The sequence below is a fragment of the Micromonospora sp. WMMD1082 genome (assembly GCF_029626175.1).
Lineage (GTDB): Bacteria > Actinomycetota > Actinomycetes > Mycobacteriales > Micromonosporaceae > Micromonospora.
In genome coordinates this window covers 2,231,206-2,255,328 of the sequence record NZ_JARUBM010000002.1, presented here as the reverse complement: position 1 = coordinate 2,255,328, position 24,123 = coordinate 2,231,206, and the positions used below count along the sequence as shown (strand labels likewise).

23 protein-coding genes and 1 pseudogene are annotated in these 24,123 nt (G+C 73.0%); 17 read left to right on the top strand and 7 right to left on the bottom strand.

All coding sequences use genetic code 11. The features are described 5' to 3' along the window. Positions 1 to 421: 421 nt before the first annotated feature. Positions 422 to 2,956 (top strand): ATP-dependent Clp protease ATP-binding subunit, encoded by a 2,535-nt coding sequence (locus O7615_RS10610; RefSeq protein ID WP_278182056.1) that lies wholly within the window; start codon positions 422 to 424, stop codon positions 2,954 to 2,956. A 469-nt stretch (positions 2,957 to 3,425) separates the two neighbouring features. Next, the gene (locus tag O7615_RS10605) at positions 3,426 to 4,082 is read left to right on the top strand and encodes a C39 family peptidase (RefSeq protein WP_278182055.1); all 657 of its coding nucleotides are present in this window, start codon (positions 3,426 to 3,428) and stop codon (positions 4,080 to 4,082) included. A gap of 51 nt (positions 4,083 to 4,133) precedes the next feature. Here the strand turns inward: O7615_RS10605 and O7615_RS10600 are convergent, their stop codons facing one another. Continuing rightward, positions 4,134 to 5,036: an A/G-specific adenine glycosylase gene (locus O7615_RS10600; protein WP_278182054.1), complete on the bottom strand. Its 903-nt coding sequence runs from the start codon at positions 5,034 to 5,036 to the stop codon at positions 4,134 to 4,136. Positions 5,037 to 5,132: 96 nt separating this feature from the next. Here O7615_RS10600 and O7615_RS10595 point away from each other — a divergent pair, with 96 nt between their 5' ends. From O7615_RS10595 to O7615_RS10585, 3 genes are all read left to right on the top strand, one after another. Next, complete coding sequence (locus O7615_RS10595) at positions 5,133 to 5,645, top strand: ACT domain-containing protein (RefSeq protein WP_278177246.1); 513 nt, start codon at positions 5,133 to 5,135, stop codon at positions 5,643 to 5,645. Continuing rightward, the gene (locus O7615_RS10590) at positions 5,642 to 6,235 is read left to right on the top strand and encodes a peptide deformylase (protein ID WP_278177245.1); all 594 of its coding nucleotides are present in this window, start codon (positions 5,642 to 5,644) and stop codon (positions 6,233 to 6,235) included. The genes O7615_RS10595 and O7615_RS10590 overlap by 4 nt, the downstream gene beginning before the upstream one ends. A 145-nt stretch (positions 6,236 to 6,380) precedes the next feature. Next, positions 6,381 to 7,112 (top strand): hypothetical protein, encoded by a 732-nt coding sequence (locus O7615_RS10585; protein WP_278177244.1) that lies wholly within the window; start codon positions 6,381 to 6,383, stop codon positions 7,110 to 7,112. A 25-nt stretch (positions 7,113 to 7,137) separates the two neighbouring features. Here the strand turns inward: O7615_RS10585 and disA are convergent, their stop codons facing one another. From disA to O7615_RS10565, 4 genes are all read right to left on the bottom strand, one after another. After that, positions 7,138 to 8,316 carry a DNA integrity scanning diadenylate cyclase DisA gene (disA, locus tag O7615_RS10580; RefSeq protein WP_278177242.1) on the bottom strand — a complete coding sequence of 393 codons (1,179 nt, stop codon included), beginning with the start codon at positions 8,314 to 8,316 and terminating at the stop codon, positions 7,138 to 7,140. 98 nt (positions 8,317 to 8,414) lie between these two features. Then, positions 8,415 to 9,866, bottom strand: coding sequence for a DNA repair protein RadA (radA, locus tag O7615_RS10575; protein WP_278177240.1), 1,452 nt, complete (start codon positions 9,864 to 9,866; stop codon positions 8,415 to 8,417). 94 nt (positions 9,867 to 9,960) lie between these two features. After that, positions 9,961 to 10,683 carry a hypothetical protein gene (locus tag O7615_RS10570; RefSeq protein ID WP_278177239.1) on the bottom strand — a complete coding sequence of 241 codons (723 nt, stop codon included), beginning with the start codon at positions 10,681 to 10,683 and terminating at the stop codon, positions 9,961 to 9,963. 139 nt (positions 10,684 to 10,822) lie between these two features. Next, entirely contained in the window at positions 10,823 to 11,710 is an 888-nt protein-coding gene (locus O7615_RS10565) for a UbiA family prenyltransferase (protein ID WP_278177238.1), read from the bottom strand. Here O7615_RS10565 and O7615_RS10560 point away from each other — a divergent pair. The 4 genes from O7615_RS10560 to O7615_RS10545 all read left to right on the top strand — a co-directional run bounded on the left by O7615_RS10560 (position 11,709) and on the right by O7615_RS10545 (position 15,538). Continuing rightward, on the top strand, positions 11,709 to 12,446 hold the full coding sequence (locus tag O7615_RS10560) for a methyltransferase domain-containing protein (RefSeq protein ID WP_278177236.1): 738 nt from the start codon (positions 11,709 to 11,711) through the stop codon (positions 12,444 to 12,446). The two genes, O7615_RS10565 and O7615_RS10560, sit on opposite strands and share 2 nt — an antisense overlap. A 126-nt stretch (positions 12,447 to 12,572) precedes the next feature. Continuing rightward, complete coding sequence (locus O7615_RS10555) at positions 12,573 to 13,757, top strand: acyl-CoA dehydrogenase family protein (protein WP_278177235.1); 1,185 nt, start codon at positions 12,573 to 12,575, stop codon at positions 13,755 to 13,757. 146 nt (positions 13,758 to 13,903) lie between these two features. After that, complete coding sequence (locus tag O7615_RS10550) at positions 13,904 to 14,953, top strand: type III polyketide synthase (RefSeq protein WP_278177234.1); 1,050 nt, start codon at positions 13,904 to 13,906, stop codon at positions 14,951 to 14,953. 27 nt (positions 14,954 to 14,980) lie between these two features. Continuing rightward, a complete protein-coding gene (locus tag O7615_RS10545) occupies positions 14,981 to 15,538 on the top strand; it encodes a hypothetical protein (RefSeq protein ID WP_278177233.1) in 558 nt (185 codons plus the stop codon). Between the two features lie 63 nt (positions 15,539 to 15,601). On the opposite strand, the gene O7615_RS10540 is transcribed toward O7615_RS10545, so the two are convergent. Beyond that, positions 15,602 to 16,276, bottom strand: coding sequence for a hypothetical protein (locus O7615_RS10540; RefSeq protein ID WP_278177232.1), 675 nt, complete (start codon positions 16,274 to 16,276; stop codon positions 15,602 to 15,604). 410 nt (positions 16,277 to 16,686) lie between these two features. On the opposite strand from O7615_RS10540, the gene O7615_RS10535 reads away from it, so the two are divergent. The 4 genes and pseudogenes from O7615_RS10535 to O7615_RS10520 form a co-directional block, all read left to right on the top strand. Further along, the gene (locus O7615_RS10535; protein ID WP_007073334.1) at positions 16,687 to 17,172 is read left to right on the top strand and encodes a CarD family transcriptional regulator; all 486 of its coding nucleotides are present in this window, start codon (positions 16,687 to 16,689) and stop codon (positions 17,170 to 17,172) included. A gap of 56 nt (positions 17,173 to 17,228) precedes the next feature. Then, a complete protein-coding gene (ispD, locus tag O7615_RS10530) occupies positions 17,229 to 17,924 on the top strand; it encodes a 2-C-methyl-D-erythritol 4-phosphate cytidylyltransferase (protein WP_278177231.1) in 696 nt (231 codons plus the stop codon). Between the two features lie 13 nt (positions 17,925 to 17,937). Beyond that, the gene (gene ispF / locus O7615_RS10525; protein ID WP_278182053.1) at positions 17,938 to 18,423 is read left to right on the top strand and encodes a 2-C-methyl-D-erythritol 2,4-cyclodiphosphate synthase; all 486 of its coding nucleotides are present in this window, start codon (positions 17,938 to 17,940) and stop codon (positions 18,421 to 18,423) included. Positions 18,424 to 18,433: 10 nt separating this feature from the next. Further along, positions 18,434 to 19,063, top strand: a pseudogene (locus O7615_RS10520) (tetratricopeptide repeat protein); the annotation flags it as partial. 773 nt (positions 19,064 to 19,836) lie between these two features. Here O7615_RS10520 and O7615_RS10515 read toward each other — a convergent pair. Next, positions 19,837 to 21,006 (bottom strand): homogentisate 1,2-dioxygenase domain-containing protein, encoded by a 1,170-nt coding sequence (locus O7615_RS10515; RefSeq protein ID WP_278177229.1) that lies wholly within the window; start codon positions 21,004 to 21,006, stop codon positions 19,837 to 19,839. A gap of 82 nt (positions 21,007 to 21,088) precedes the next feature. On the opposite strand from O7615_RS10515, the gene O7615_RS10510 reads away from it, so the two are divergent. From O7615_RS10510 to O7615_RS10495, 4 genes are all read left to right on the top strand, one after another. Next, a complete protein-coding gene (locus O7615_RS10510) occupies positions 21,089 to 21,943 on the top strand; it encodes a hypothetical protein (RefSeq protein ID WP_278177228.1) in 855 nt (284 codons plus the stop codon). After that, the gene (gene fahA / locus O7615_RS10505) at positions 21,940 to 23,136 is read left to right on the top strand and encodes a fumarylacetoacetase (RefSeq protein ID WP_278177227.1); all 1,197 of its coding nucleotides are present in this window, start codon (positions 21,940 to 21,942) and stop codon (positions 23,134 to 23,136) included. Before O7615_RS10510 ends, fahA begins: the two co-directional genes overlap by 4 nt. A 175-nt stretch (positions 23,137 to 23,311) precedes the next feature. After that, positions 23,312 to 23,521, top strand: coding sequence for a DUF397 domain-containing protein (locus O7615_RS10500; RefSeq protein ID WP_278182052.1), 210 nt, complete (start codon positions 23,312 to 23,314; stop codon positions 23,519 to 23,521). Positions 23,522 to 23,609: 88 nt separating this feature from the next. Beyond that, positions 23,610 to 24,077, top strand: coding sequence for an SRPBCC family protein (locus tag O7615_RS10495; RefSeq protein WP_278177225.1), 468 nt, complete (start codon positions 23,610 to 23,612; stop codon positions 24,075 to 24,077). Positions 24,078 to 24,123 lie beyond the last annotated feature (46 nt).

Sequence of the window (24,123 nt, the reverse complement as noted above, 5' to 3'; positions counted from 1 at the left end):
TCCACGACGCCGGCCCGGAGACTCCTCCGGGCCGGCGTCGGCGTAGGTGGGACTAACCGCGGCGGGGTCGGCGTTGTCCACAGGCGGTGGATGTCCTGTCCACAACCTGTGGATGGTGCCGGAGTGGCGCCGTCCCGCGCCGGGAACGCCCCCGTGCGGCGTTCCCGGCGGTCTCCGGCTGCCGGCCGAATTTCGCTCTGCGCGTAGAGCGACCACGCCCGGAACACCCGTTGAGCGTGGATGGTTGTGCAAAACGACGCGTACCGGGCCTACGACGCAGACACACGAGGTCAGCCGAGTCGGCTCGCGGCGATAGAGTAATGAGGCGCGGACGCCCGTCCCGGGCGCTCGCGTATCCGGCCCCGCCGAGAGTCTTGACCACCAAGATCGAGTGCGCACGGCACGTGAGGAGCACGAGGGCATGTTCGAGCGGTTCACCGACCGAGCGCGACGGGTTGTCGTCCTGGCCCAGGAAGAGGCCCGGATGCTCAACCACAACTACATCGGTACGGAACACATCCTGTTGGGCCTGATCCACGAGGGTGAGGGCGTCGCCGCGAAGGCTCTGGAGAGCCTGGGGATCTCCCTTGAGGGCGTCCGCCAGCAGGTGGAGGAGATCATCGGCCAGGGTCAGCAGGCGCCGAGCGGGCACATCCCGTTCACGCCGCGGGCCAAGAAGGTGCTGGAGCTGTCGCTGCGTGAGGCGCTGCAACTCGGGCACAACTACATCGGCACGGAGCACATCCTGCTCGGGCTGATCCGTGAGGGTGAGGGCGTCGCCGCCCAGGTGCTGGTCAAGCTCGGCGCCGACCTGAACCGGGTCCGTCAGCAGGTGATCCAGCTGCTCTCCGGCTACCAGGGCAAGGAGCCGGCCGCGGCGGGCACCGCGCCGGGTGAGGCCGCGCCGTCGACCAGCCTGGTGCTGGACCAGTTCGGCCGGAACCTGACCCAGGCGGCCCGGGAGGGCAAGCTCGACCCGGTGATCGGGCGCGAGAAGGAGATCGAGCGGGTGATGCAGGTGCTCTCCCGCCGGACGAAGAACAACCCGGTCCTGATCGGTGAGCCCGGCGTCGGTAAGACCGCCGTGGTGGAGGGGCTGTCCCAGAAGATCATCAAGGGCGAGGTGCCCGAGACGCTGAAGGACAAGCAGCTCTACACGCTCGACCTGGGCGCGCTGGTCGCCGGTTCCCGTTACCGGGGTGACTTCGAGGAGCGCCTGAAGAAGGTGCTCAAGGAGATCCGCACCCGGGGCGACATCATTCTGTTCATCGACGAGATCCACACCCTGGTCGGCGCCGGTGCCGCCGAGGGCGCGATCGACGCGGCGAGCATCCTGAAGCCGATGCTGGCCCGTGGCGAGCTGCAGACCATCGGCGCGACCACGCTGGACGAGTACCGCAAGCACCTGGAGAAGGACGCCGCGCTGGAGCGGCGGTTCCAGCCGATCCAGGTGGGTGAGCCGTCGCTGGCGCACACCATCGAGATCCTCAAGGGGCTGCGGGACCGGTACGAGGCGCACCACCGTGTCTCGATCACGGACGCGGCTCTGGTGGCCGCGGCGACGCTGGCCGACCGGTACATCTCCGACCGGTTCCTGCCGGACAAGGCGATCGACCTGATCGACGAGGCGGGTGCCCGGATGCGGATCCGCCGGATGACCGCACCGCCAGACCTGCGTGACTTCGACGAGCGCATCGCCCAGGTGCGGCGGGACAAGGAGTCCGCCATCGACGCGCAGGACTTCGAGCGTGCCGCGCAGCTGCGTGACAAGGAGAAGCAGCTGCTGGGTCAGAAGGCGCAGCGGGAGAAGGAGTGGAAGGCCGGTGACCTGGACGTCGTCAGCGAGGTCGACGACGAGCAGATCGCCGAGGTGCTGGGCAACTGGACGGGCATCCCGGTCTACAAGCTGACCGAGGAGGAGACCTCGCGCCTGCTGCGCATGGAGGACGAGCTGCACAAGCGCGTCATCGGCCAGGAGGACGCGGTCAGGGCGGTCTCGAAGGCCATCCGGCGTACCCGGGCCGGCCTGAAGGACCCGAAGCGCCCGTCCGGCTCGTTCATCTTCGCCGGCCCGTCCGGTGTGGGTAAGACCGAGCTGTCCAAGGCGCTGGCGGAGTTCCTGTTCGGCAGCGAGGACGCCCTCATCCAGCTGGACATGTCCGAGTTCCACGACCGGTACACGGTGTCCCGCCTCGTCGGTGCCCCTCCCGGCTACGTCGGCTACGACGAGGGTGGGCAGCTGACCGAGAAGGTGCGGCGTCGGCCGTTCAGCGTGGTCCTCTTCGACGAGATCGAGAAGGCCCACCCGGACGTGTTCAACACGCTGCTGCAGATCCTGGAGGACGGTCGGCTCACCGACGGTCAGGGCCGGATCGTGGACTTCAAGAACACGGTCATCATCCTGACCACCAACCTGGGCACCCGGGATGTGGCCAAGGCGGTGTCGCTGGGCTTCCAGGCGTCGGAGGACTCCGACTCCAACTACGACCGGATGAAGCAGAAGGTCAACGACGAGCTCAAGCAGCACTTCCGGCCCGAGTTCCTGAACCGGATCGACGACACCATCGTCTTCCACCAGCTGCGTGAGCTGGAGATCCTGTCGATCGTCGACATCATGATCCAGCGGATCGAGACCCAGCTGCGCAACAAGGACATGGGCCTGGAGCTGACCGACAACGCCAAGAAGTACCTGGCGAAGAAGGGCTTCGACCCGGTGCTCGGTGCCCGTCCACTGCGTCGCACGATCCAGCGCGACATCGAGGACAACCTCTCCGAGCGGATCCTGTTCAACGAGCTGACCCCCGGTCAGATCGTGGTCGTGGACTGCGAGGGCGACCCGGACGACATCGACAAGTCCAAGCTCGTCTTCCGGGGCTCCGACCGGCCGGCCCAGGTGCCGGACGCGGTCCCGGCCGACCTCGGCGGCAGCACGGCGGCCGCGGGAGCGGACGAGTAGGTCAGGCCGAAGTAACGGCGGCCCGGTGGCGACCTGCCACCGGGCCGCCGTCGTCTCTGGCGGACACCCTGCGGGGTGCCCGCGCTGACAGGTCGGCGGCCTGCACCCGTCTCGCCCTGATATCGCGGCGACATCGCGGACGCGAGGATTGTCCGGATCATGCCCCGCATGCCGCTCGGCGTTGTCGAAGGCCGGTCCACTTGCCGCGCGCTGCGCTCACGGCGGGTGAGGTGTGACCGCCGCCACGGTTTGCCGGGGCATGGGCCGGCCCCGGGGGTCGTTGTACCGGGGGTAACCGCAACGGCCCTGCTCACGGGCGTCCCGGAATGCCAGGCCCGCCGAGGCCGTTGCACACCCGGCAGGCGATCCGGCTCGACAGACACCGGGCGCTTCTGCTTCTTCCTCCCGACGCGGTATCCACACCTCCTCTCCAGGTGTCGTGTCGATTCCCCCGAGACGGAAGGCAATGATCATGACTACGCTGATTCGTAAGGCTGCCCTGACCGCTGCCGGTGCCGTCTGCGCCGGTGGAATGATCGCCGCCCCGGTGGGCGCGATCGCCGCCACGGCGGGCAGCACCAACCCGTTGGCCGCCGTGGCCGAGCGGGGGCACGGCAAGGGCGAGCGGCAGCTGAACGTGCGGTACGAGGCCCAGCCGAACTTCTACTACTGTGGCCCCGCCGCCGTGCGTAACGCCCTGAGCACCATGGACAAGGACATCTCCCAGGACGACCTGGCCCGCGAGATGGGCACCACCGAGCGGGGCACCGACTCGGCGCACCTGATCACCAAGGCCCTGAACCAGAAGGCGGGCAAGGAGGTCTACCGCACGGTGGAGATCCCCGGCCGGGCCGCTGACGACGCCGAGAGTGACCGGCTGCGCGACGACATCGTCCGCGCCATCGACGATGGCCGGGCCATGGTGGCCAACATCATCGGTACCGCCACGGACATCGACGGGGTGAGCCACTCGTTCGAGGGCGGCCACTACATCTCGGTGACGGGCTACCGGGACAACGGTGACCAGGTGAAGATCGCCGACTCGGCCAACCCCGCCCAGGCCGAGTACTGGATCAGCACGGACGCGCTGGCCGACTGGATCGCCAGCCGCGGGTACTCCGCCTGACACCCACCACCGCACCTCGACTGAGGGCCGGCCCCGATCCGGGGCCGGCCCTCAGCGTGCCACCGGTGCCGGCGGGCCGTCCCCCGCCAGGCGGAAGGATGCCTCACCAACCGGCTCGACCAGCCCGTCGGTGACCAGACCGGCGAGCGCCCGGGCACGTTGCACATCGTCCGCCCACACCTGGTCGAGGCGCTGGTGCGGCACCGGGCCGGCCGCCTCCCGGAGCACCGCGAGCAGCAGGCCGCGCACCTGCCGGTCGGTGCCCGCGTAGCGCTGCGGACGGCGGCTCGGGCCGACCGGGGCGGGGCGTCCCGAGGCCCGCCAGGCGCAGATCGACTCGACCGGGCACGCCTCGCAGCGGGGCGACCGCGCGGTGCAGACGATCGCGCCCAACTCCATGATGGCGGCGCTGGCCAGGGCGGCGGCGGCCGGCTGGGCGGGCAGCAGTTCCTCGGTGGCGACCAGGTCGGCGGGTCGGGTCGCCGGTCCGGCGTCCGGTTCCCCGGCCACCGCCCGGCAGACCACCCGACGGACGTTGGTGTCGACCACCGGGTGCCGCTGGCCGTAGGCGAAGGCGGCCACCGCCCGAGCCGTGTACGTCCCGACGCCGGGCAGGGCGAGCAACTGCTCCAGCCGCTCCGGCACCTCACCGCCGTGGCGCTCCACGATGGCCACCGCGCAGTCGCGCAGCCGTACCGCCCGGCGGGGGTAGCCGAGCCGCCCCCACATGCGGATCGCCTCGGCCGGGCTCTCCCGGGCCAGGGCGTCCGGCGTCGGCCAGCGCTCCAACCACGCCTGCCAGGCGGGCAGCACCCGGACCACCGGGGTCTGCTGGAGCATGACCTCGCTGACCAGGATCGCCCACGGGCTCGCGTCGGCGCCGCGCCACGGCAGGTCCCGGGCGTTCTGTTCGTACCACCGGCTTACCCGGCCGGCGAAGGTGGATTCCGTCATCGCGTCGCTGATGATGTCACGCACCCGGATCCCGTCGGGTGGACGGTCCGGGCGGGCCGCCGCCAGCGGTGCGGGTGGATCGGGCAGAATGCCCGGATGAACGAGCTCGCGATCACCGTCATCGGCCGGGATCGGCCCGGCATCGTGGCCGACGTCGCCGAGGTGCTGGCCCGGCTCGGCGCCAACCTCACCGACAGCACGATGACCCGGCTGCGGGGGCACTTCGCGATGACCCTGATCTGCGTCGGCCCGGCCGCCGCCGAGGTCGAGACCGCGCTGGCCCCGCTCGCCGCCGACGGACAGCTGCTGGCCACCGTACGCACGGTCACGCCCGACGGTGAGACGGCACCGGCCGGCGCGCCGTACGTCATGGCGGTGCACGGCGCGGACCGGATGGGCATCGTGGCCGCGATGACCCGGGTGCTGGCCGACGCCGGTGGCAACGTCACCGATCTGAGCACCCGGCTGGCGGGGTCGCTCTACGTGGTAGTCGCCGAGGTCGAGTTGCCCACGGGCGCGGCCGACGCCGTCGCCGGTCGGCTGGCCGAGACCGCCGCCGGTCTCGGTGTCGAGGTCACCCTCCGACCCGCTGATCCGGACCTGCTGTGAGCGGCGAACCGGGTCGGTCGGACCTGAAACCGCAGGTTGAGGCGTACGCGGGCCTCGGCGACTGGGTGCCCGAGGCGCTGGGCGCCGGCCGGGTGATTCCGGTGGTCTCCGCCCCGGAGCCGGTGCTCAGCCGGCCGGGAGCCGAGGTCGACCCGACCGCCGGGGAGACGGTCCGCCTGGCCGCCGACCTGATCGCCACCATGCGGGTGTCACCCGGCTGTGTCGGCCTGGCCGCCCCGCAGGTCGGGGTGGGCGCCCAGGTCTTCGCGGTGGACGTGACGGGCCACCCGAAGGCGGTCACCGTGCACGGCGCGTTCGTCCTCTGCAACGCCCGGGTGGTCGAGGCGACCCGGTGGAAGGCGGGCCGGGAGGGGTGCATGTCGGTGCCGGACCTGACCGGTGACGTCAAGCGCGCGAGCCGGCTGGTGGTCGAGGGGGCGCTGCCCGGCAGCGGCGAGACCGTACGCCTGGTGACGGACGGTTTCGAGGCGCGTGCCCTGCAACACGAGATCGACCACTGTGCCGGCCTGCTTTTCCTGGACCGGGTGGCCGGCGCCCACGCGATCTACCAGCGCAAGGTCTACCTCTGATCCGGCCATCTCGTCACCGTCGGTGACCGAGGGTGCCGTAGTCGGGTCGTACCGTCGTGAATGGAGGGTCGGAACGGATGGGACGTCTGAGCCACGGCGCGTCGTTACCGTCCGTCGCTCGCGCCGCCGCTACGGTGGGGGCATCATGCGTCTGACGGTCGGCCCCCTGCCTCCCGCCGTGTACTGGCGGCGTCGCGCCGTCGTGCTCGGCGCGGTCCTGCTCTTCCTGGTTGTCCTGCTCTACTCGTGCAGCAACGGGCCGAACGGTGGCAACAACGCCACCGGCGACGGCCAGCCCGACCCGGGGGTGGCGACCGGCACACCGGAGCCCACCGGCTCGGTGCTGACGCCGCAGACCGGCTCGCCCCCGTCCGGCGACGCCGGCGCCGACCCGTCCACCCCGGCGGACGACCCGGAGAGCGAGCCGGAGACCGAGCCGAGTCTCAGCAACGACCCGCCGGTGGCCGACCCGGTGTCGGACGAGGGCACCTGCGCGGACAGGGAACTCTCGGTCACCGCCCTGGCGCTGCCGGCGCAGGTCGCCCCCGGCGCGGCCGTCGATCTGCACCTGAAGATCCGCAACCGGTCCGAGCGCACGTGCAGCCGGGATGTCGGGGCGACCGCGCAGGAGATCTACATCAAGTCCGGCGCCGAGGTGGTCTGGTCGTCGGATACCTGCGGCACCGCCTCCGGGTCGGACGTGCAGTCCTTCACTCCCGGATTCGAACGCTCCTACCAGGTCGGCTGGAACGGCAAGGACAGCAGCCGGTGCGCCAACGGGCTGGCGAACGGCCCCACGGTGCAGGCCGGCACGTACGAGGTCTTCGCCCGGGTGGGCACCAAGCTGAGTCAGCCGGCGAAGCTCGTCCTCAGGTAGGTGGGCGCCGAGGCCACGGCACCGGTCAGACGTAGCGTTCCAGGATGGATGCCTCGGCCAGCCGGGACAGACCCTCGCGCACGCCCCGGGCCCGGGCGTCGCCGACGCCCTCGACCGCCTGGAGATCCTCCACCGTCGCGCCCAGCAACCGTTGGAGACTGCCGAAGTGCAGCACCAGCCGGTCCACCACGGCCACCGGAAGCCGGGGCACCTTGGCCAGCAGCCGGAACCCGCGCGGGCTGACCGCCGCGTCCAGCGCGTCCGAGGCGGCCGGATAGCCGATCGCCTTGGCGACCGAGACCAGGTCGATCAGCTCGGTCGCGCTGAGCAGATCCAGCTCGACCAGCGCCTCGTCGAGGGTGCGGGACTTGCGGCCGGTGGGCAGGTAGTCCCGGATGACCAGGGTGCGGTCGGCGTCGACACCGGCCATCAGTTCGTCCAACTGGAGGGCGAGCAGGCGACCGTCGGTGCCCAGCTCGACCACGTAGCCGGCGATCTCGTCGGCGATCCGGCGGACCATCTCCAGCCGCTGCACCACGGCCACCGCGTCACGTACGGTGACCAGATCCTCGATCTCCAGGGCGGAGAGGGTGCCGGAGACCTCGTCCAGCCGGAGCTTGTACCGCTCCAGGGTGGCCAGCGCCTGGTTCGCCCGGGAGAGGATCGCCGCCGAGTCGTCCAGCACGTGCCGCTGGCCGTTGACGTAGAGGCTGATGATCCGCATGGACTGGCTGACCGAGATCACGGGGTATCCGGTCTGCCGGGCGACCCGCTCCGCGGTGCGGTGCCGGGTGCCCGATTCCTCGGTCGGGATGGTCGGGTCGGGCATCAGGTGCACAGCCGCCCGGACGATCCGGGTGCCGTCGCTGGAGAGCACGACCGCACCGTCCATCTTGCACAGCTCGCGGACCCGGGTCGCGGAGAACTCGACATCCAGCGGGAAACCGCCGGTGCACAGGCCCTCGACCACCTTGTCGTAGCCGAGGACGATCAAGGCACCCGTCCGGCCGCGCAGGATGCGCTCGAGACCGTCGCGCAGCGCGGTGCCCGGTGCCATCAGCGCCAGATTGGCGCGCAGCGGATCACCGGCGCTGCCGCCCCCGGTCACGCTCACGCTGATCGGGCGGGCGGGCGAGCCCACGGCGCCGGTGCGGGCGTGGGGTGTCGCGCCGGCAGGCTTGGCGGTATCGCGGTCGATCGGCACGGGCACAGTCTACGGACTGCCCTGCGGTGGGTGCTCTCGTGGTTACTGTGATGTGTCACGATTCCGCCCGACCTGCCCGCGTCGCCCGGGGCAGGGGCTCACTCCGCCGACGCCCGGGCCGCCGCCTGCAACGCCGAACGGACGTCGGTGACCTCGATCACCCGCATCTGCTCGGGACCGGCACCGGTGCTCGCGGGCCCGCAGCCAGGGGGCACCAGGGCCAGCCGGAAGCCGAGCCGGGCCGCCTCGGCCAGCCGACGCGGCACCGCTCCCACCCGGCGCACCTCGCCGGTCAGACCGACCTCGCCGATCGCCACCAGGTGCGGTGCGATCGCCAGGTTGAGCCCGCCGGAGGCGACCGCGAGAGCGACCGCGAGGTCGGCCGCCGGCTCCACCACGCGGATGCCGCCGACGGTGGCCGCGAAGACCTCCCGGTCGTGCAGGGTGAGACGTTCGGTACGGCGTTGGAGCACCGCCAGCACCATCGCCAGCCGAGCCGAGTCCAGCCCGGAGACCGTACGCCGGGGCGAGCCGGCCACCGTGGCGCCGATCAGCGCCTGCACCTCGGTGACCAGCGCCCGGCGCCCCTCCATCGCCACCGTCACACAGGTGCCCGGCACCGGCTCGGAGTAACGGGTCAGGAACAGCCCGGACGGGTCGGCGAGGCTGCTGATGCCCCCCTCGTGCATCTCGAAGCAGCCGACCTCGTCGGCGGCGCCGAAGCGGTTCTTGACGCCACGCACCAGCCGCAGCGACGAGTGCTTGTCGCCCTCGAAGTGCAGCACCACGTCGACCAGGTGCTCCAGCACCCGAGGGCCGGCGACCTGGCCGTCCTTGGTGACGTGGCCGACCAGCACGGTGGCGACGCCGCGCTCCTTGGCCACGGCGACGAGGGCGGCGGTGACCGCCCGGACCTGGGTCACCCCGCCGGGCACCCCCTCGGTGCCGGTGGTGGAGATGGTCTGCACCGAGTCGAGGACGAGCAGGCCGGGCTTGACGGCGTCGAGATGTCCGAGCACCGCCGCGAGGTCGCTCTCGGCGGCCAGGTAGAGCTGGTCGTGCAGGGTGCCCATGCGCTCGGCGCGCAACCGCACCTGGCTGACCGACTCCTCGCCGCTGACCACCAGTGACGGGCTGCCGGCCCCGGTGGCCCACTGCTGGGCCACGTCGAGCAGCAGGGTCGACTTGCCGACCCCCGGCTCCCCGGCGAGCAGCACCACCGCTCCGGGAACCAGACCGCCACCGAGGACCCGGTCGAGTTCGCTGACGCCGGTCGGCCGGGCCCGGGCCGGCGCGGCGCTGATGGTGGCGATGGGCCGGGCCGGCTCGGCGGGCATCCGGGAACTGACCACCCGCCCGGAGACGGTCGGGCCGCTGATCGTGCACTCGACCACGGAACCCCACTCGCCGCACTCCGGGCAGCGCCCGACCCACTTCGGTGGCTGGTGGCCGCAGGCGTCGCACTCGTAGGCGGGACGGGGCTCGCGGGCGGCGGCCCGGCCCCGCCCGCCGCCGGATGCCCGGGACGGCGTAGATCGGGAGATGCTCACCCGAGGGACGCTAACCCCCGGGTATGACGGCGGCGCCGCCGGCATGGGTTCACCACGCCGACGGCGCCGCCGGACAGTCCTGGAACTGGATCGGTCAGTGGCCGCCTTCGCCCTCGTACTCGGTGTGCCGCTCGATGATCGGAGACGGCTGCGGCGCCGGGGTCAGCGGCACGGCGATCGGGGCGGCGCTGGTGACCGTGTCGCCGCCCCCGAAGTCGAAGGTCAGCGTGATGTTCTGGCCGGCGAGCACGGCCTCGTTCAGCCCGAGGAGCTGGAGCACCTGCTCACCCTCGGTGTTCAGCTGCACGTAGCTCTGCGGCGGGATCACGACCCGGGCCGGGCCCGCCGTGGGCGACTCGGTCGGGCTGGGCGACGGCGACTCGTCCGGCGACGGCGAGTCGTCCGGGGAGGGGGACGCCTCCGGGGACTCCTCCGGCGACGGGGAGGCGGTCGGCGAGGGCGATCCGGTGGGTGACGGGCTGGTGGCGGCGGCGACCGTGGTGAGCACCACCTCGCGGGCGTCGGGCGAGGTGACGGTCACGGTGACCGGATCCGGCGAGTCGTTGTAGAAGACCAGGTTGAGCACGGCGTCGTCGCCGGCCCGGTAGCCTTCGACACCGGGGTACGCGATCAGCGCACTGCGTACGCCGTACTTCCCGTTGCCGCCCTGGAGGTTGGCGCCCTGGATCGACGGCACCTTGTTGGCCGTCTCGGAGATCTGGCCGGCGCCGCACCCGGACAGCAGCAGCCCGGCTGCCGCCGCGATCCCGGGCAGCAGCATGGCAGCCCGCCGGGAACCCCTGATCGAGCGCGTCACGTCGGTCCTCCTCGTCACGATCACACCCGGCTACGCCGCCGGACCCGCTGGCCATGCCCGCGCAGACCGCGCTCCAGGGTAGTTGGAGCTGATCGTGACCCGCACGCCGACCCGGTACGGCCACCTGCCGGGGTGAGGCTCACACCAGCCGGCCGCTCGTGACCAGCAGCACGACGTCGATCAGGGCCACCAGCATCACCGCCCGGAAGGCGGCCACCGGGCGGTCACCGGCCCGGCCGGTGGGCCGCCCCGCGTACCAGGCCAGCAGGAAGATCACGACGGCGGCCGCGACCGCCGCGAGTCCGGTTCCCGACGGCGGCCCGGGCGGCCCCAGCACCAGCGTGACGGTCGCCGCGGTCAGCAGCCCGACGGCGGCGGCCCGGCTGCCCGCCGGGCCCAGCCGGTGCGGTAGCCCGTGGACCCCGGTGTGCGCGTCGTCGGCGAAGTCGGGCAGCACGTTGGCGAAGTGCGCGCCCGCGCCGATCAGCGCCCCGGCGGCCACCAGCCACACCGGCGGCGGCGGGGCGCCGGGCAGCGCCAGCACCACGAAGGCGGGCAGCGCACCGAAGGAGATCGCGTACGGCAGCACCGAGACCGGGGTCGACTTCAGCGGCCAGTTGTACAGCAGGGCCGAGGCCAGGGCGACGGTGGCCCAGAGCGCCGCCACCGGGTTGGTGGTCAGGGCCAGTGTCACGGTGGCGCCGGCGGCCAGGGTCGCGGCCACGGCGACGGTGCGCCGACCGACCGTCCCCGACGCCACCGGCTTGTCGGTACGCCCGACCGCGGCGTCGCGGTCGGCGTCGAGCAGATCGTTGGTCCACCCGACCGTGAACTGGCTGGCCGCCACGGTGAGCGCCACCGCGACCACCCCGCCAGGTGGATGCCCGACACCGACCGCGAGCAGACCGGCCACTGTGGTGACCGCCGCGGTCGGCTCCGGATGGCTCGCTCTGACCAGCCCTAACACCGTCGACGACATAACGGAAGTCTGGTCGTTACCGGGGAGTCGTGCCACGCTCGTTGCCATGCGTGCTGCCGGCACCGGCCTGCCCCGCAACGATCCGCGCCAGTACGACGACCTGGCCGGCGAATGGTGGCGGCCGGATGGCGCGTTCGCCATGCTGCATTGGCTCGCGCGGGCGCGGGCCGCGCTGGTGCCGCCGGCGGCCCGGCCCGGTGCGCTCCTGGTCGACCTGGGCTGTGGCGCGGGGCTGCTCGCACCGCACCTGGTCGGCAAGGGCTACCGGCACGTGGGGGTGGACCTCACCCGCTCGGCGCTGGCCCAGGCGGTCGCGCACGGCGTGCTCGTGGTCAACGGCGACGCCACCGCGGTGCCGCTCGCCGACGGCTGCGCCGACGTGGTCGCCGCCGGTGAGCTGTTGGAACATGTCCCGGACTGGCGCGCGGCGGTGGCCGAGGCGTGCCGCCTGCTCCGTCCCGGCGGCCTGCTGGTGCTGGACACCCTCAACGACACGGCGCTGTGCCGGCTGATCGCCGTCCACATCGCCGAGCGACTGCCCACCGTGCCGCGCGGCATCCACGATCCGCGTCTGTTCGTGGACGACCGCGAGCTGGTGGCCGAGTGCGGCCGTCACGGCGTCGACCTGCGTGTCCGGGGCATCCGGCCCGGCGTACCCGGGCTGCTGCGCTGGCTGGCCCGCCAGGTCGGTGGCGCCGGGACGCCGGACGTCCGGCCGCCGCGCATCGTGCCGACCGGGTCGACGGCCGTGCTCTACCAGGGCCGCGGGGTACGCGGCGGATAGCTGATACCGGTGGGGGTATGAACGCGTGAAGAGGGGGAGTGCCGTCATGAGCGAGCGTGAGCGAGCGAATCATCGGCTCTGTGCGGTGGTGCCTCATGGCGGCACGCAGCGAAGCGGAGTGCCGTCATGAGCGAGCGTGGTGCAGGCGGCGCACAGGCGGTGGAGGCCGCCGGGCGGTTGGCGCCCCGGCTGGCGGCCCGGGCGGCCCAGCACGACCGGGACGGTTCGTTCCCGGTCGACGACTTCGCCGACCTGCGCGAGGCGGGGTTGTTCGGGCTGATGGTCCCCGCAGAGCTGGGCGGCGCCGGCGCGACGTTCGCCGGGTACGCGGCCGTCGCCACCGAGCTGGCCCGGGGCAACGGCGCCACCGCGCTGGTGTTCAACATGCACGCCTCGGTCACCGGGGCGCTCGGCGCGGTGACCGAGGACCTGGCCGAGGCGCTCGGCGTACCGGCGGAGGCGCTGGCGGCCCGCGACCGGTTGTTGCGGGCGGCGGCCGACGGGGCGTGGTATGCCGTCGCGATGAGTGAGCGTGGCGCGGGCGCCCGGCTGTCCCAGCTGAGCACGAGCTACGAGCCGGTCGAGGAAGGCTGGCGGATCAAGGGCAGCAAGACCTTCTGCTCGGGTGCGGGTCACGCCGACGGATATCTGGTGGCCGCCCGCAGTGCCGCCGACCCCTCGCTGGTCTCGCAGTTCCTCGTCCCGGCCGGTGACGGCCTCACCGTCGAACCCACCTGGGACGCCCTCGGCATGCGGGCCACCGCCTCGCATGACCTGCACCTCGACGTCACAGTGCCGGCCGACCGGCTGCTCGGCGGGGTGGAGGGACTGGCCCTGGTGGTCGCCCAGCTCATGCCGCACTGGCTGGTGGCCAGTTACGCCGCCGTCTACGTGGGGGTGGCCCGGGCGGCGATCGACGCGGCGGCGGAGCACCTGAACGCCCGGAAGCTCGCCGGGCTGCCGGCCGTGCGCGCCCGGCTCGGTCGGGCCGATGCCGCGGTGGCGGCGGCCGAGCTGGTGGTCGCCGAGGCGGCCCGGCGGGTGGACGAGGCACCGGGCGACGCGGAGACCAACCGGTGGGTGTGGCGGGCCAAGCTGCTGGCCGGCACCACCGCGGCGGACGTGGCGGCGTCCATGCTGGAGGCGGCGGGCACCTCCGCCACCCGACGGGGCCACCCGCTGGAGCGCCTCTACCGGGACGCCCGCTGCGGGTCCCTGCACCCGGCGACCTCCGACGTCTGCGCCGACTGGCTCGGCATCGCCGCTCTCGGCGGCGACCCGGACCGTGATGGATCGGCCCCTCGTTGGTGAGCGTGAGGAGTGAGCTTGCGAGCCCCGCAGTCGCGAACGACGGCGAGGACTGGTGAGCGTGAGGAGTGAGCTTGCGAGCCCCGCAGTCGCGAACGACGGCGGGAACTGGTGAGCGTGGGCAGCACGAGCGAGAGGAAGGTGAGACCGTGTCCGTACCGGTGATCGCGGGCTTGGGCACGGCTCATCCGCCGTCGGCGAACCAGCAGGAGCTGTGGGACAGGTTCTTCTCCCGGCACTATGCCGGCGCCACCCGCGCGCTGGCCGAGCGCATCTTCGCGAATTCCGGCGTGACCCGGCGGCAGGCGGCGGTCAACCCGTTGATCGAGGACGTGTCGGACTGGCCGACCGAGCGGCGGATGCGCCGCTACCAGGTCGAGGCGCTGCCGCTGGGCAAGGAGGCGGTCGGCCGGGCGTTGACCGCGGCCGGGCTGGACGCCGGTGACGTCGGGCTGTTCGTCGTCTGTTCGTGCACCGGTTACGCCACGCCGGGGCTGGACATCATGCTCGCCCGGGATCTGGGCATGGCCCCGGCGGCCCAACGGATGTTCGTCGGCCACATGGGCTGCTACGCGGCCCTGCCGGGGCTGGGCGCGGCCGGTGACTTCGTGACCGCGCGGGGCCGACCGGCGCTGCTGCTCTGCGCCGAGCTGACCAGCCTGCACCTGCAGCCGTCGTCGGCCCGGGTGGACACCCAGCAGATTATCTCCCACGCGCTCTTCTCCGACGCGGCGGTCGCCGCGGTGGTGGTGCCCGGCGGCCGGGGGTACGCCGTGCGTGAGGTCGCCTCGGTGACGGACACGTCCACCGCCGACCACATGACCTGGGAGGTGACCGACACCGGCTTCCGGATGGGACTGTCGCCGAAGGTGCCGCAGGTGCTGTCAGCCCACGTCCGAGGGCTGGTCGACGAGTTGCTGGCCCGGCACGGCACCCGCGTCTCGGAGGTGGACGGCTGGGCCGTCCATCCGGGTGGCCCGCGCATCCTCAACGTGGTCGACCGGGAACTGGGCCTGGCGTCCTCGGCACTGGCCGCCTCGCGGGGGACGCTGGCGGAGCACGGGAACTGTTCCTCCCCGACGGTGCTGCTGATCCTCGACCGCCTGTTCCGGTCGGCACCCGCCCCCCGCCGGGTGGTGATGCTGGCCTTCGGCCCCGGCCTGACCCTCTACGCCGCGTTACTCGAACGTCACGCCTGACTCTCTCTGCGGGCTACCCTTCTAGGTATGGACGTCGATGCCGCGCACCGGCAGCGCGGGGCGCTGCTGGCGGCCGTCGGGGCGGTGGCGCTGGCCCTCGGCGGCTGGTGGTGGCAGACGGAGGCGCCGACGCCCGCTCCGCCCGGTGTCCTGGGCGGCGTCGAGGTCGTCCGGGACGGATCCTCGTCGGCCAGCTACTGGACTCGGACGGGCGCGGTGATCGGCACGAGCGGCGCGACCGTGGGATCGGCCGCCGCAGGTGCCGGCCGTCCGGGCAGGTGGCGGGTGGGCGGCGGCGACCCGGTCTGGACCGAGCGGGCGAGGCTCGGCTCGGGCGACGCGGTCGTCCGGTACAACCGGATCGCGAACGGCGAGCGGCACCTGCTGCGCTTCAGCTGTACCGGCCCCGGCGAGCTGCTGGTCGGCGTCCGTGGTGCCCGGGCGGCGGCCCCGATGACCGTCGGCTGCGACGGTGCGGTGGCGATGATGGAGATCACCGGCACCGGTGCTCCGGTGTGGGTGTCCTTCTCGCTGGCCGGGTCGCAGCCGGTCCAGGTCGAGGCCCGGCTGATCGCCCCGCGCTGAGCAACGCCGTAACCGCACCGCCAACCTGCCATCCGCCCGTGGGCTCCGCGCCGCCCGGTGGGATCAGTTGACCAGCCGAGCCAGCTCGGCCTGGTGATCGGCGAACGAGCCGACCTCCGGTACGACCAGGGTGATCCGGCCGGTGCGATCGGCGAGCAGCGCGGTCACCGCGTGCGGGCGGGCCGTCAGGTGCAGGAAGGCACGTAGACCGCCGGCCGGGTCGGCGAGCGTCCGCACCTGCGTGCCGGCCGGTGCGGCCTCGGGCCGCGAGCCGGCCACCATGACCACGGTCACCCCGGCCGGCGCCACCGCCGCTGCCTCGATGATCCGCTCGGGGCAGGCGCATCCGTCCACCAGGACCACCACGGCCGGCAGCAGCCCCCGCAGGGGCACGGGCGACTGACCGGTGTCGACCAGATCCAGGGCGGGCAGCGCGCGGCCGACCAGCTGCACCGGTGCCGGATCGGGAGCGCTGGTGGCCGGCGCGGTGGAGCGGCCGGCGCGGGTCCAGGTGACCGCGGCCAGGCCGGCCATGGTGGTCAGCACCGCGATCATCAGCACGAGTACGGGGACCATGGGCGGACGCCATCGACGGTGCTGGCCGGTTGCCCACCGCAACTCGCGGCGGACCTGTTCGGCCTCGTCGGCCAGGGCCGAGATGTCGTCCGGAACGACCACCCGACCCCACTCCGGAGGCAGATCCGGCAGCCCTGGACCGTCGGCGTCAGCCTTGCCCATTACGACCCCCTGACACCTCACGGGTGCGCGGACGCGGCACCCCTCCAGCGTCCCGCACCGGGCCGGGTCCCGCTACCGCTGCCCGCGCCCGGCCACGGGGGGATACCATGGGATGAGTGCGTAGCCCCTGATCTCGGCGCTTGCGCCCGAAACTTTGGCACGTGCGTCCCGACTCGGGCGCCTGCGCCTCAGAATTCGGCGCCTGCGCTCCGGATCTTGACGTTCATCGCGGCCGTGTCCAGGGGTCATCCCTGAGTTACGGAGCGTGTTCGAATCATCGGCCGGACGGCCTGTCAAGCCGAAGAAATACCTCTCACAGGGCCCCTGAGCTGCGCCAACGGTCAGGACAGCGGTGAGACATCGGTGCCTGAGCGTGTTACCCTAGACACAGCGAAAGGGGTTTCGAACCTATGGTTTTCAGTGTCGGCGAGACCGTTGTTTACCCCCACCACGGGGCCGCACTCATCGAGGCAATCGAGACTCGGGTCATCAAGGGCGAGCCCAAGCAGTACCTCGTCCTGAGGGTCGCGCAGGGTGACCTGACGGTCCGGGTGCCAGCCGAGAACGCCGAGATCGTGGGTGTGCGCGAGGTGGTCGGCGAAGAGGGCCTCGGCAAGGTCTTCGACGTTCTCCGGGCTCCGCACACCGAGGAGCCGACCAACTGGTCGCGGCGTTACAAGGCGAATCTGGAGAAGCTGGCCTCCGGCAATCCGCTGAAGGTGGCCGAGGTCGTCCGCGACCTGTGGCGCCGCGAGCGGGAGCGGGGGCTGTCCGCGGGCGAGAAGCGCATGCTCGCCAAGGCCCGCGACATTCTCGTCGGCGAGGTCGCGCTGGCCGAGAAGAGCACCAAGGACGAAGCGGAGACGCTGCTCGACAAGGTGCTGACCGAGGCCTAGTCCGCACAGCATCGTCGTACCCGATTCGTAGCGAAGAAACCGTCGAGGACCGCGACGTGACCGCGCAGCTCAATCCGCGCGGTGACGTCGCGGTCCTCGTGCCTGCGGCCGGTGCCGGTGTACGCCTGGGGCCCGGTCGCCCGAAGGCACTGCGGCTACTCGCCGGGGAACCGCTGTTGGTGCACGCGGTCCGCCGGCTGGCCATGGCCGGGTCGGTACACAGCATCGTGGTGGCCGCGCCGGCCGCGGAGGTCGCCGCGGTGCGCGAACTCCTCGCCCTGGTCGCCCCGGTGACGGTGGTGCCCGGCGGTGCGGAGCGGCAGGCCTCGGTGGCTGCGGCGCTCGCCGCCGTGCCGGCCGGCCCCGAGATCGTCCTGGTGCACGACGCGGCCCGCGCGCTGACCCCGCCCGCGCTGGTGGAGTCGGTGGCCGCCGCAGTCCGGGCCGGTCACGACGCGGTGATTCCCGTCCTCCCGGTCGTCGACACGATCAAGGAGGTCGACGCGGGTGAGCGGGTGCTCGGCACCGTCGACCGGGCCGCCCTGCGCGCCGTGCAGACCCCGCAGGGCTTTCGCCGTGCGGTGCTGACCGCGGCCCACGCGGCTGCTGCGGATGCCCTCACCGACGATGCCGGGCTGGTGGAGAAGCAGGGCGTGCCGGTGTATTGCGTGCCCGGTTCGGAACACGCCCTGAAGATCACCCGTCCCTTCGACCTGGCCCTCGCCGAGCACCTGCTGGCCGCCGAGCGGTAGCGCGTACGCTCGGATCATGATCGTTCCTCGGGTGGCCATCGGGACCGACGTGCACGCCTTCGCGGCCGGCCGGCCGTGCTGGGTGGCCGGCCTGCACTGGCCGGAGCAGGACGGCCTCGCCGGGCACTCCGACGCGGACGTGGCCGCCCACGCGGCCTGCAACGCTCTGCTCTCCGCCGCCGGCCTGGGCGATCTCGGTGCCAACTTCGGGGTGGGCCAGCCCGAGTGGGCCGGGGCGAGCGGTGTCGCGCTGCTCGCCGAGACGGCCCGGCGGGTCGGTGCCGCCGGCTTCGCCATCGGCAACGTGTCGGTGCAGGTGGTGGGGGTCCGGCCGAAGATCGGCCCGCGCCGGGAGGAGGCCCAGCGGGTGCTGTCGGAGGCGATCGGCGCGCCGGTCACCGTTTCCGCCGCCACCACCGACGGCCTGGGCTTCACCGGACGCGGTGAGGGGCTCGCCGGGATCGCGGTCGCCCTGGTGTACGAGCGGCCGAGCGCCTAGGCTCGCCGCGATGTCCGCCGACGTCCCCACCGACCCGCCCGCCGCCGACGGGTACCTCGAGCGTGCCACGCTCCTCGCCGAGCTGGGCCGCTACGACGAGGCCGTCGCGGAACTGGGCTTCGCACGCGCCATCGATCCGGCCGCCGCCGAGGTGTTGATCATGCTGGCCCGGGTGCAGCTGGCGGCCGGGCGACCGACCGACGCGCTGGCCGCGGCCGAGGACGCCGTGGCCGCCGCGCCGGGACAGGTCGCCCCGCTCGTCGCCCGTGGTCTGGCGCTGGGCGACCTCGAACGGTACGCGGAGGCCGCCCGTACGGCCGACGAGATCCTGGCGCTGGGGCCGGAGGACGCGTACGCCCAGCGCAGTGCGGCGGCGATCCTGGCCGGCTCCCGCAACGGCCAGCCCGCGTTGAACGCCGCCTGGCATGCGGTGGAGCTGGCTCCCGAGGAGTCGGAGGCGCACCTGGTGCTGGGCCTGGTCGCGGCGAACATGCGGATGTACGACCTGGCCGAGCGGGCGTATCGCGAGGCGCTGCGGCTGGATCCGCGGCTGGCGGAGGCGGGCGACGACGTCGGAGTGCTGCGGCTGGAGCAGCGGCGCTGGAGTGCGGCGCTGGAGCGCCTGGCCGACGCCGCGGCGCCGAACCTGCCCCCGGCCGGCCCGGGTCGGCCCAGCCGGTCCGGCGACAATCCGGACCGATCGGACGGACTCCAGGGTGATCCCCACCGGCCGGACGAGGTCGGGGAGAAACCGGACCGTCCGGCCGGTTCCGAGCCCGGCTGGCCCGAGGGCGGGCGGACGGAGCCCGGCTGGCCGCGCGGTGAGCGGACCGAGCCCGGCGGGCTGGGCGGGAGCCAGCGGGGTGGAGACGGCGAGCGCGGGTACGGACCCGCTGGGCCGGCCGAGCGTGAGCCGGGTGAGCATGGCTCCGGTCGACGTCCGGACGGCAGTGAGTCGTCGGCGTTCGGCGGGACCGGTCCGTTCGGCAGCGGCCAGGTCGGGTCAGGGCCGACCGACGTGGGGCCGGTCGCCGGGCGCCGGACGGTGCCGGCCGGGCTTCGGCAGCTGGTGCTCTGGGGAGCCGGTTGGTCGCTGGTCGCCGCCCTTCTGGTCGCCTGCTCGGCCGCGACCGGCCCCGGGTTCTCCCGGCTGGTGGCGGTGCTGGCGGCGGCCGGCGGCGGCATCGTGCTGTGGCGGCACGCCGCGCGGCTGCCCGGCCTGACCCGGACCGTCCTGCCCGTCCTGCGCCGGACGGACCGCCCGCTCGCCCTGGCCGTCTACGCGGCGCTCGCCGCGCCCGCGTTGATCCTGCTCTACGCCCTGCTCGGCAGCCCCTGGCCACTGGTCCTGGCCATCGGCATCGCCACCGTCGCCCAGTTGACGATCGTCTCCCGTCCGGTGGCCTGACGTCGTCAGGCCGGGCGGCGGGACCAGGTCCAGGGGTAGGCGTCGTCCTCGCACTCGGTTGCCGCGCCGCAGAGGTCCAGGGGCCGGAAGGTGTCGACCATGACCGCCAGCTCGTCGAAGAAGTCCACCCCGATGGAGCGTTCCGCCGCGCCGGGCTGCGGGCCGTGCGTGAAGCCGGACGGGTGCAGTGAGATGGAGCCCTGCTCGATGCCGGAGCCGCGCCGCGCCTCGTAGTTGCCGCCGGTGTAGAAGAGCATCTCGTCGGAGTCGACGTTGTGGTGGTGGTAGGGCACCGGGATGGCGTCCGGGTGGTAGTCGACCTTGCGCGGCACGAACGAACAGATCACGAAGTTCGGACCCTGGAAGGTCTGGTGCACCGGCGGCGGCTGGTGGATGCGGCCGGTGATCGGCTCGAAGTCGTGGATGGAGAACGCCCAGGGGTACAGGTGCCCGTCCCAGCCGACCACGTCGAACGGGTGGTGGGCGTACACGTGGCGGGTCCAACCGCGACGGTGCCGGACCAGCACCTCGACGTCGGAGCCGTCGACCAGCAGCGGGGCCTCCGGCCCCCGGAGGTCGCGCTCGCAGTACGGCGAGTGCTCCAGGAACTGGCCGCGTACGGAGAGGTAGCGCTTGGGCGGGCCGATGTGCCCGGACGCCTCGATGGCCAGCAGCCGGGTCGGTGCGTCGCCGGTGGGCACCAGGCGGTGCACCGTCGAGGTAGGGATGATCACGTAGTCGCCGGCGACCGCGTCCAGCACGCCGAAGGTCGACTCGACCCGCAGCGCCCCGGCCTCGACGTACAGGCAGTGGTCGCCGGTGGCGTCGCGGAACAGCGGGGAGGGCCGGTCGGCCAGGACGTACGCGATCCGTACGTCGTCGTTGGCGAGCAGGTAACGCCGACCGAGGACGGGGTCGTCGCCGGCTCCGTCGAGCTTGTGGGTGCGCAGGTGCCGGGGCTTGAGCGGCAGGTTGGGCGCCCGGGTCACGGTGGGCGGGGTGAACTCCTCGGCGGCGACGATCGCGGTCGGCGCGTACCGGTGGTAGAGCAGGGACGAGTCGGAGGAGAAGCCCTCCTGACCCATCAGCTCCTCGGTGTAGAGGCTGCCATCGGGTTGCCGGAACTGGGTGTGGCGCTTGCGTGGCAGCTCGCCGACGCTGTGGTAGTACGGCATGTCGCCTCCCGGTCAGCCGCTGATCGTCCGATAATCGGACGCTGTTGTCCGCTTCTGCAAGCGTCCCGTACATTCTTGTCTCGTGTCAACGCAGCTGCCCGCACTCGTCGCCGGCCTGGTCGACGATGCCGCCGTGTTCCCGCCGGGCAGTGCGTCGCTGCCCGACGCCGTGGCCGCCCACCGGCGGCACCGCGCCGCGTGGTACGCCGAGCTGGTCGGCCCGCTGCTGCTGCCGGTGTCCCGGCTGGCGGAGCTTGCCCTCCTGCTCGGTGCGGACGAGCGGATCGCGGTGGGTGCGATCGGCGACGTCCCGCTCGGTCAACTCGGCAAGGCGTGCGTGGAGGCGGATCCGCGTATCGAGATCCGCCAGGTCGAGGCGGCCGTGGCCCGGCGCGGCGAGGACCCGCTGCCCGGCACCGCCGAGCTGGTCGAGCTGGGCCGCACCGCCGGATCGACCGTCTACGCCGAGATCCCGTTGACCTTCGGGCTGATGTCGGCGCTGGACGCGCTGGCCGCCGCCCGCGCCTCGGGGGTGCCCGTCGCCGCCAAGTTCCGCACCGGTGGGCTGGCCGCCGAACTCTTCCCCAGCCCGGCCGAACTGGCCGCGGTGATCGGGGCCTGCCGGGACCGCCAGGTGCCCTTCAAGCTCACCGCCGGGTTGCACCACGCGGTGCGCCACGTTGACCCGGAGACCGGCTTCACCCACCACGGGTTCGGCAACGTGCTCGCCGCGACGCTGGCCGCCGCCGACGGTGCCGCCGTGGACGCCGTCGCCGAGCTGCTCACCGTGCGCGACGAGCGACCGCTGGTGCAGGCGACCGAGGGCCGACACGACGTGGCCCGCCCGCTGTGGATCGGGTTCGGCTCGTGCAGCATCGTGGAACCACTGACCGATCTGATCCGGCTGGGGCTGGTGAACGGGGGCTACCGGGCATGACCTGGGTGACGGGCGCGGACGGTTCCGGGTACGGGGTGCACCACCTGCCGTACGGGGTGTTCCGCGCGGGCGACGGCGAGCCGCGCATCGGCGTACGCGTCGGTGATCTCGTGCTGGACCTGGCCGGGGCGGAGGCGGCTGAGCTGGTGCTGGCCGGCGGGGCGCTGTGTCGGCCGACGCTGAACGCGTTCCTGGCGCTGGGCCGCCCGCAGTGGCTCGCCGTGCGGCAGCGGATCACCGAACTGCTCACCGACGCCGCGCACCGGGCGGCGGTGGAGCCGCTGCTGGTGCCGGTGGACGAGGTGCGGATGGAGCTGCCCTTCGAGGTGGCCGACTACGTGGACTTCTACTCGTCCGAGCACCACGCCGCCAACGTGGGCCAGATCTTCCGCCCCGGCCAGCCGCCGCTGCTGCCGAACTGGAAGCACCTGCCCATCGGTTACCACGGTCGGGCCGGCACGGTGGTGGTCTCCGGCACGCCGGTGGTACGCCCGCACGGCCAGCGGCCCGGCGCCGAGGGGCCGGTCTTCGGCCCCTCGGCGCGCCTGGACATCGAGGCCGAGGTCGGATTCGTGGTCGGCGTGCCGAGCCCGCTCGGGCGTCGGGTGGCCGCCGCCGACTTCGCCGATCACGTCTTCGGCGTGGTGCTGGTCAACGACTGGTCGGCGCGGGACATCCAGGCCTGGGAGTACCAGCCCCTCGGGCCGTTCCTGGGCAAGTCGTTCGCCACCTCGGTCGCCGCGTGGGTGACCCCGCTGGAGGCGCTGCGGCACGCCCTCGTGCCGGCGCCGGTGCAGGACCCGCCGGTGGCCGACTACCTGCGTGACGAGCCGCACCTGGGACTGGACCTGCGGCTGACGGTGAGCTGGAACGGCGAGCCGGTCAGCGAGCCGCCCTTCGCCGGCATGTACTGGACGCCGGCGCAGCAACTGGCGCACCTGACCGTCAACGGCGCCTCGCTGCGCACCGGCGACCTCTACGCCTCCGGCACCATCTCGGGCCCCCGGCGCGACCAGGTCGGCTCCTTCCTGGAACTCAGCTGGGGCGGCACCGAGCCGGTCGCCGTGGGCGGGGTGGAACGCACCTTCCTCGCCGACGGCGACACGGTGACGATCACCGCCACCGCCGCCGGACCCGATGGCAGCACCATCGCGTTGGGCGAGGTGACGGGGACCGTCCTGCCGTCGTACTGACCTGAACCCGACAGCCCTGTCCTTGATCGCACCCGCTGTGCGATCAAGGACCCACCGCGTTCGTTGATCGCCTCGGAATTCCGTCGCCACGTCGCGCCGGGCCGGCCGGTGCCCCCCGCCTCGGTCGGCCCGGTGCGGGGCGGCGGCACGTCGAAAGCTGAGGGAGATGACGACGATGCACGATCTCGTGGGCGCGGTCTGGCGGACCAGCAGCCGCTCCAACGACCAGGGCCTCTGCGTGGAGGTGGCCGACAATCTGGCCCGTGTCCACGGCGTGGTGGGCGTACGCGACTCGAAGGACCAGGGCGGGCCGGTGCTGGAGATCAGCCCGCCGGGCTGGACCGCCTTCGTCGACGCGATCCGGGCGGGACACTTCGCGAACTGACGCCCGCAGGGGTCTCCGGCGGAGGATTCTCCGTCCGGGGGCCCCGAGCCGGGTAACGCCGCGTACCGTCGGTGCCACGGGAGGTGGCATGTCGACGGTGGCGGTCAACGGGTTGGTCGAGGCGCCTGCGGCCGACCTGTGGCGGGTGCTCACCGAACACCCCCGGCGCACGCCCGGTGGCGGTCCGGTCGAGATGCTCACCACGGGGGCGTTCGGGCCGGGCACGTCGTGGCGCGAGATCCGGGTCCGGCCGGACGGCGGCACGGTGGTCGAGGAGTTCGTCGTGCTGGTGGCCGAGCCGCCCCGGCGGCTGGTGCTCGGCTCGCCCGGTGACCGGGTCGACTACCGGATCACCTGGACGCTGCGTGACGTGCGCCGACGCCGACGCAGGTACACCGAGGTCCGGGTCACGGTGCAGGCGCAGCCCGCCGCGACCTCCGGACGTGCCGTCGCGCTGCTGCTCGGTGGCCTGGCCGTGCGGGCCGCGGAGAAGGCGTTGCGGCAGGACATCGCCGCGCTGGCCGCCGCCGCCGGCCGGCGGACCGAGGCGGCCTGACTCCGGGCCCGGTACCGGCCGCTGGGTAGGGTGCCGTGCGGAGGTG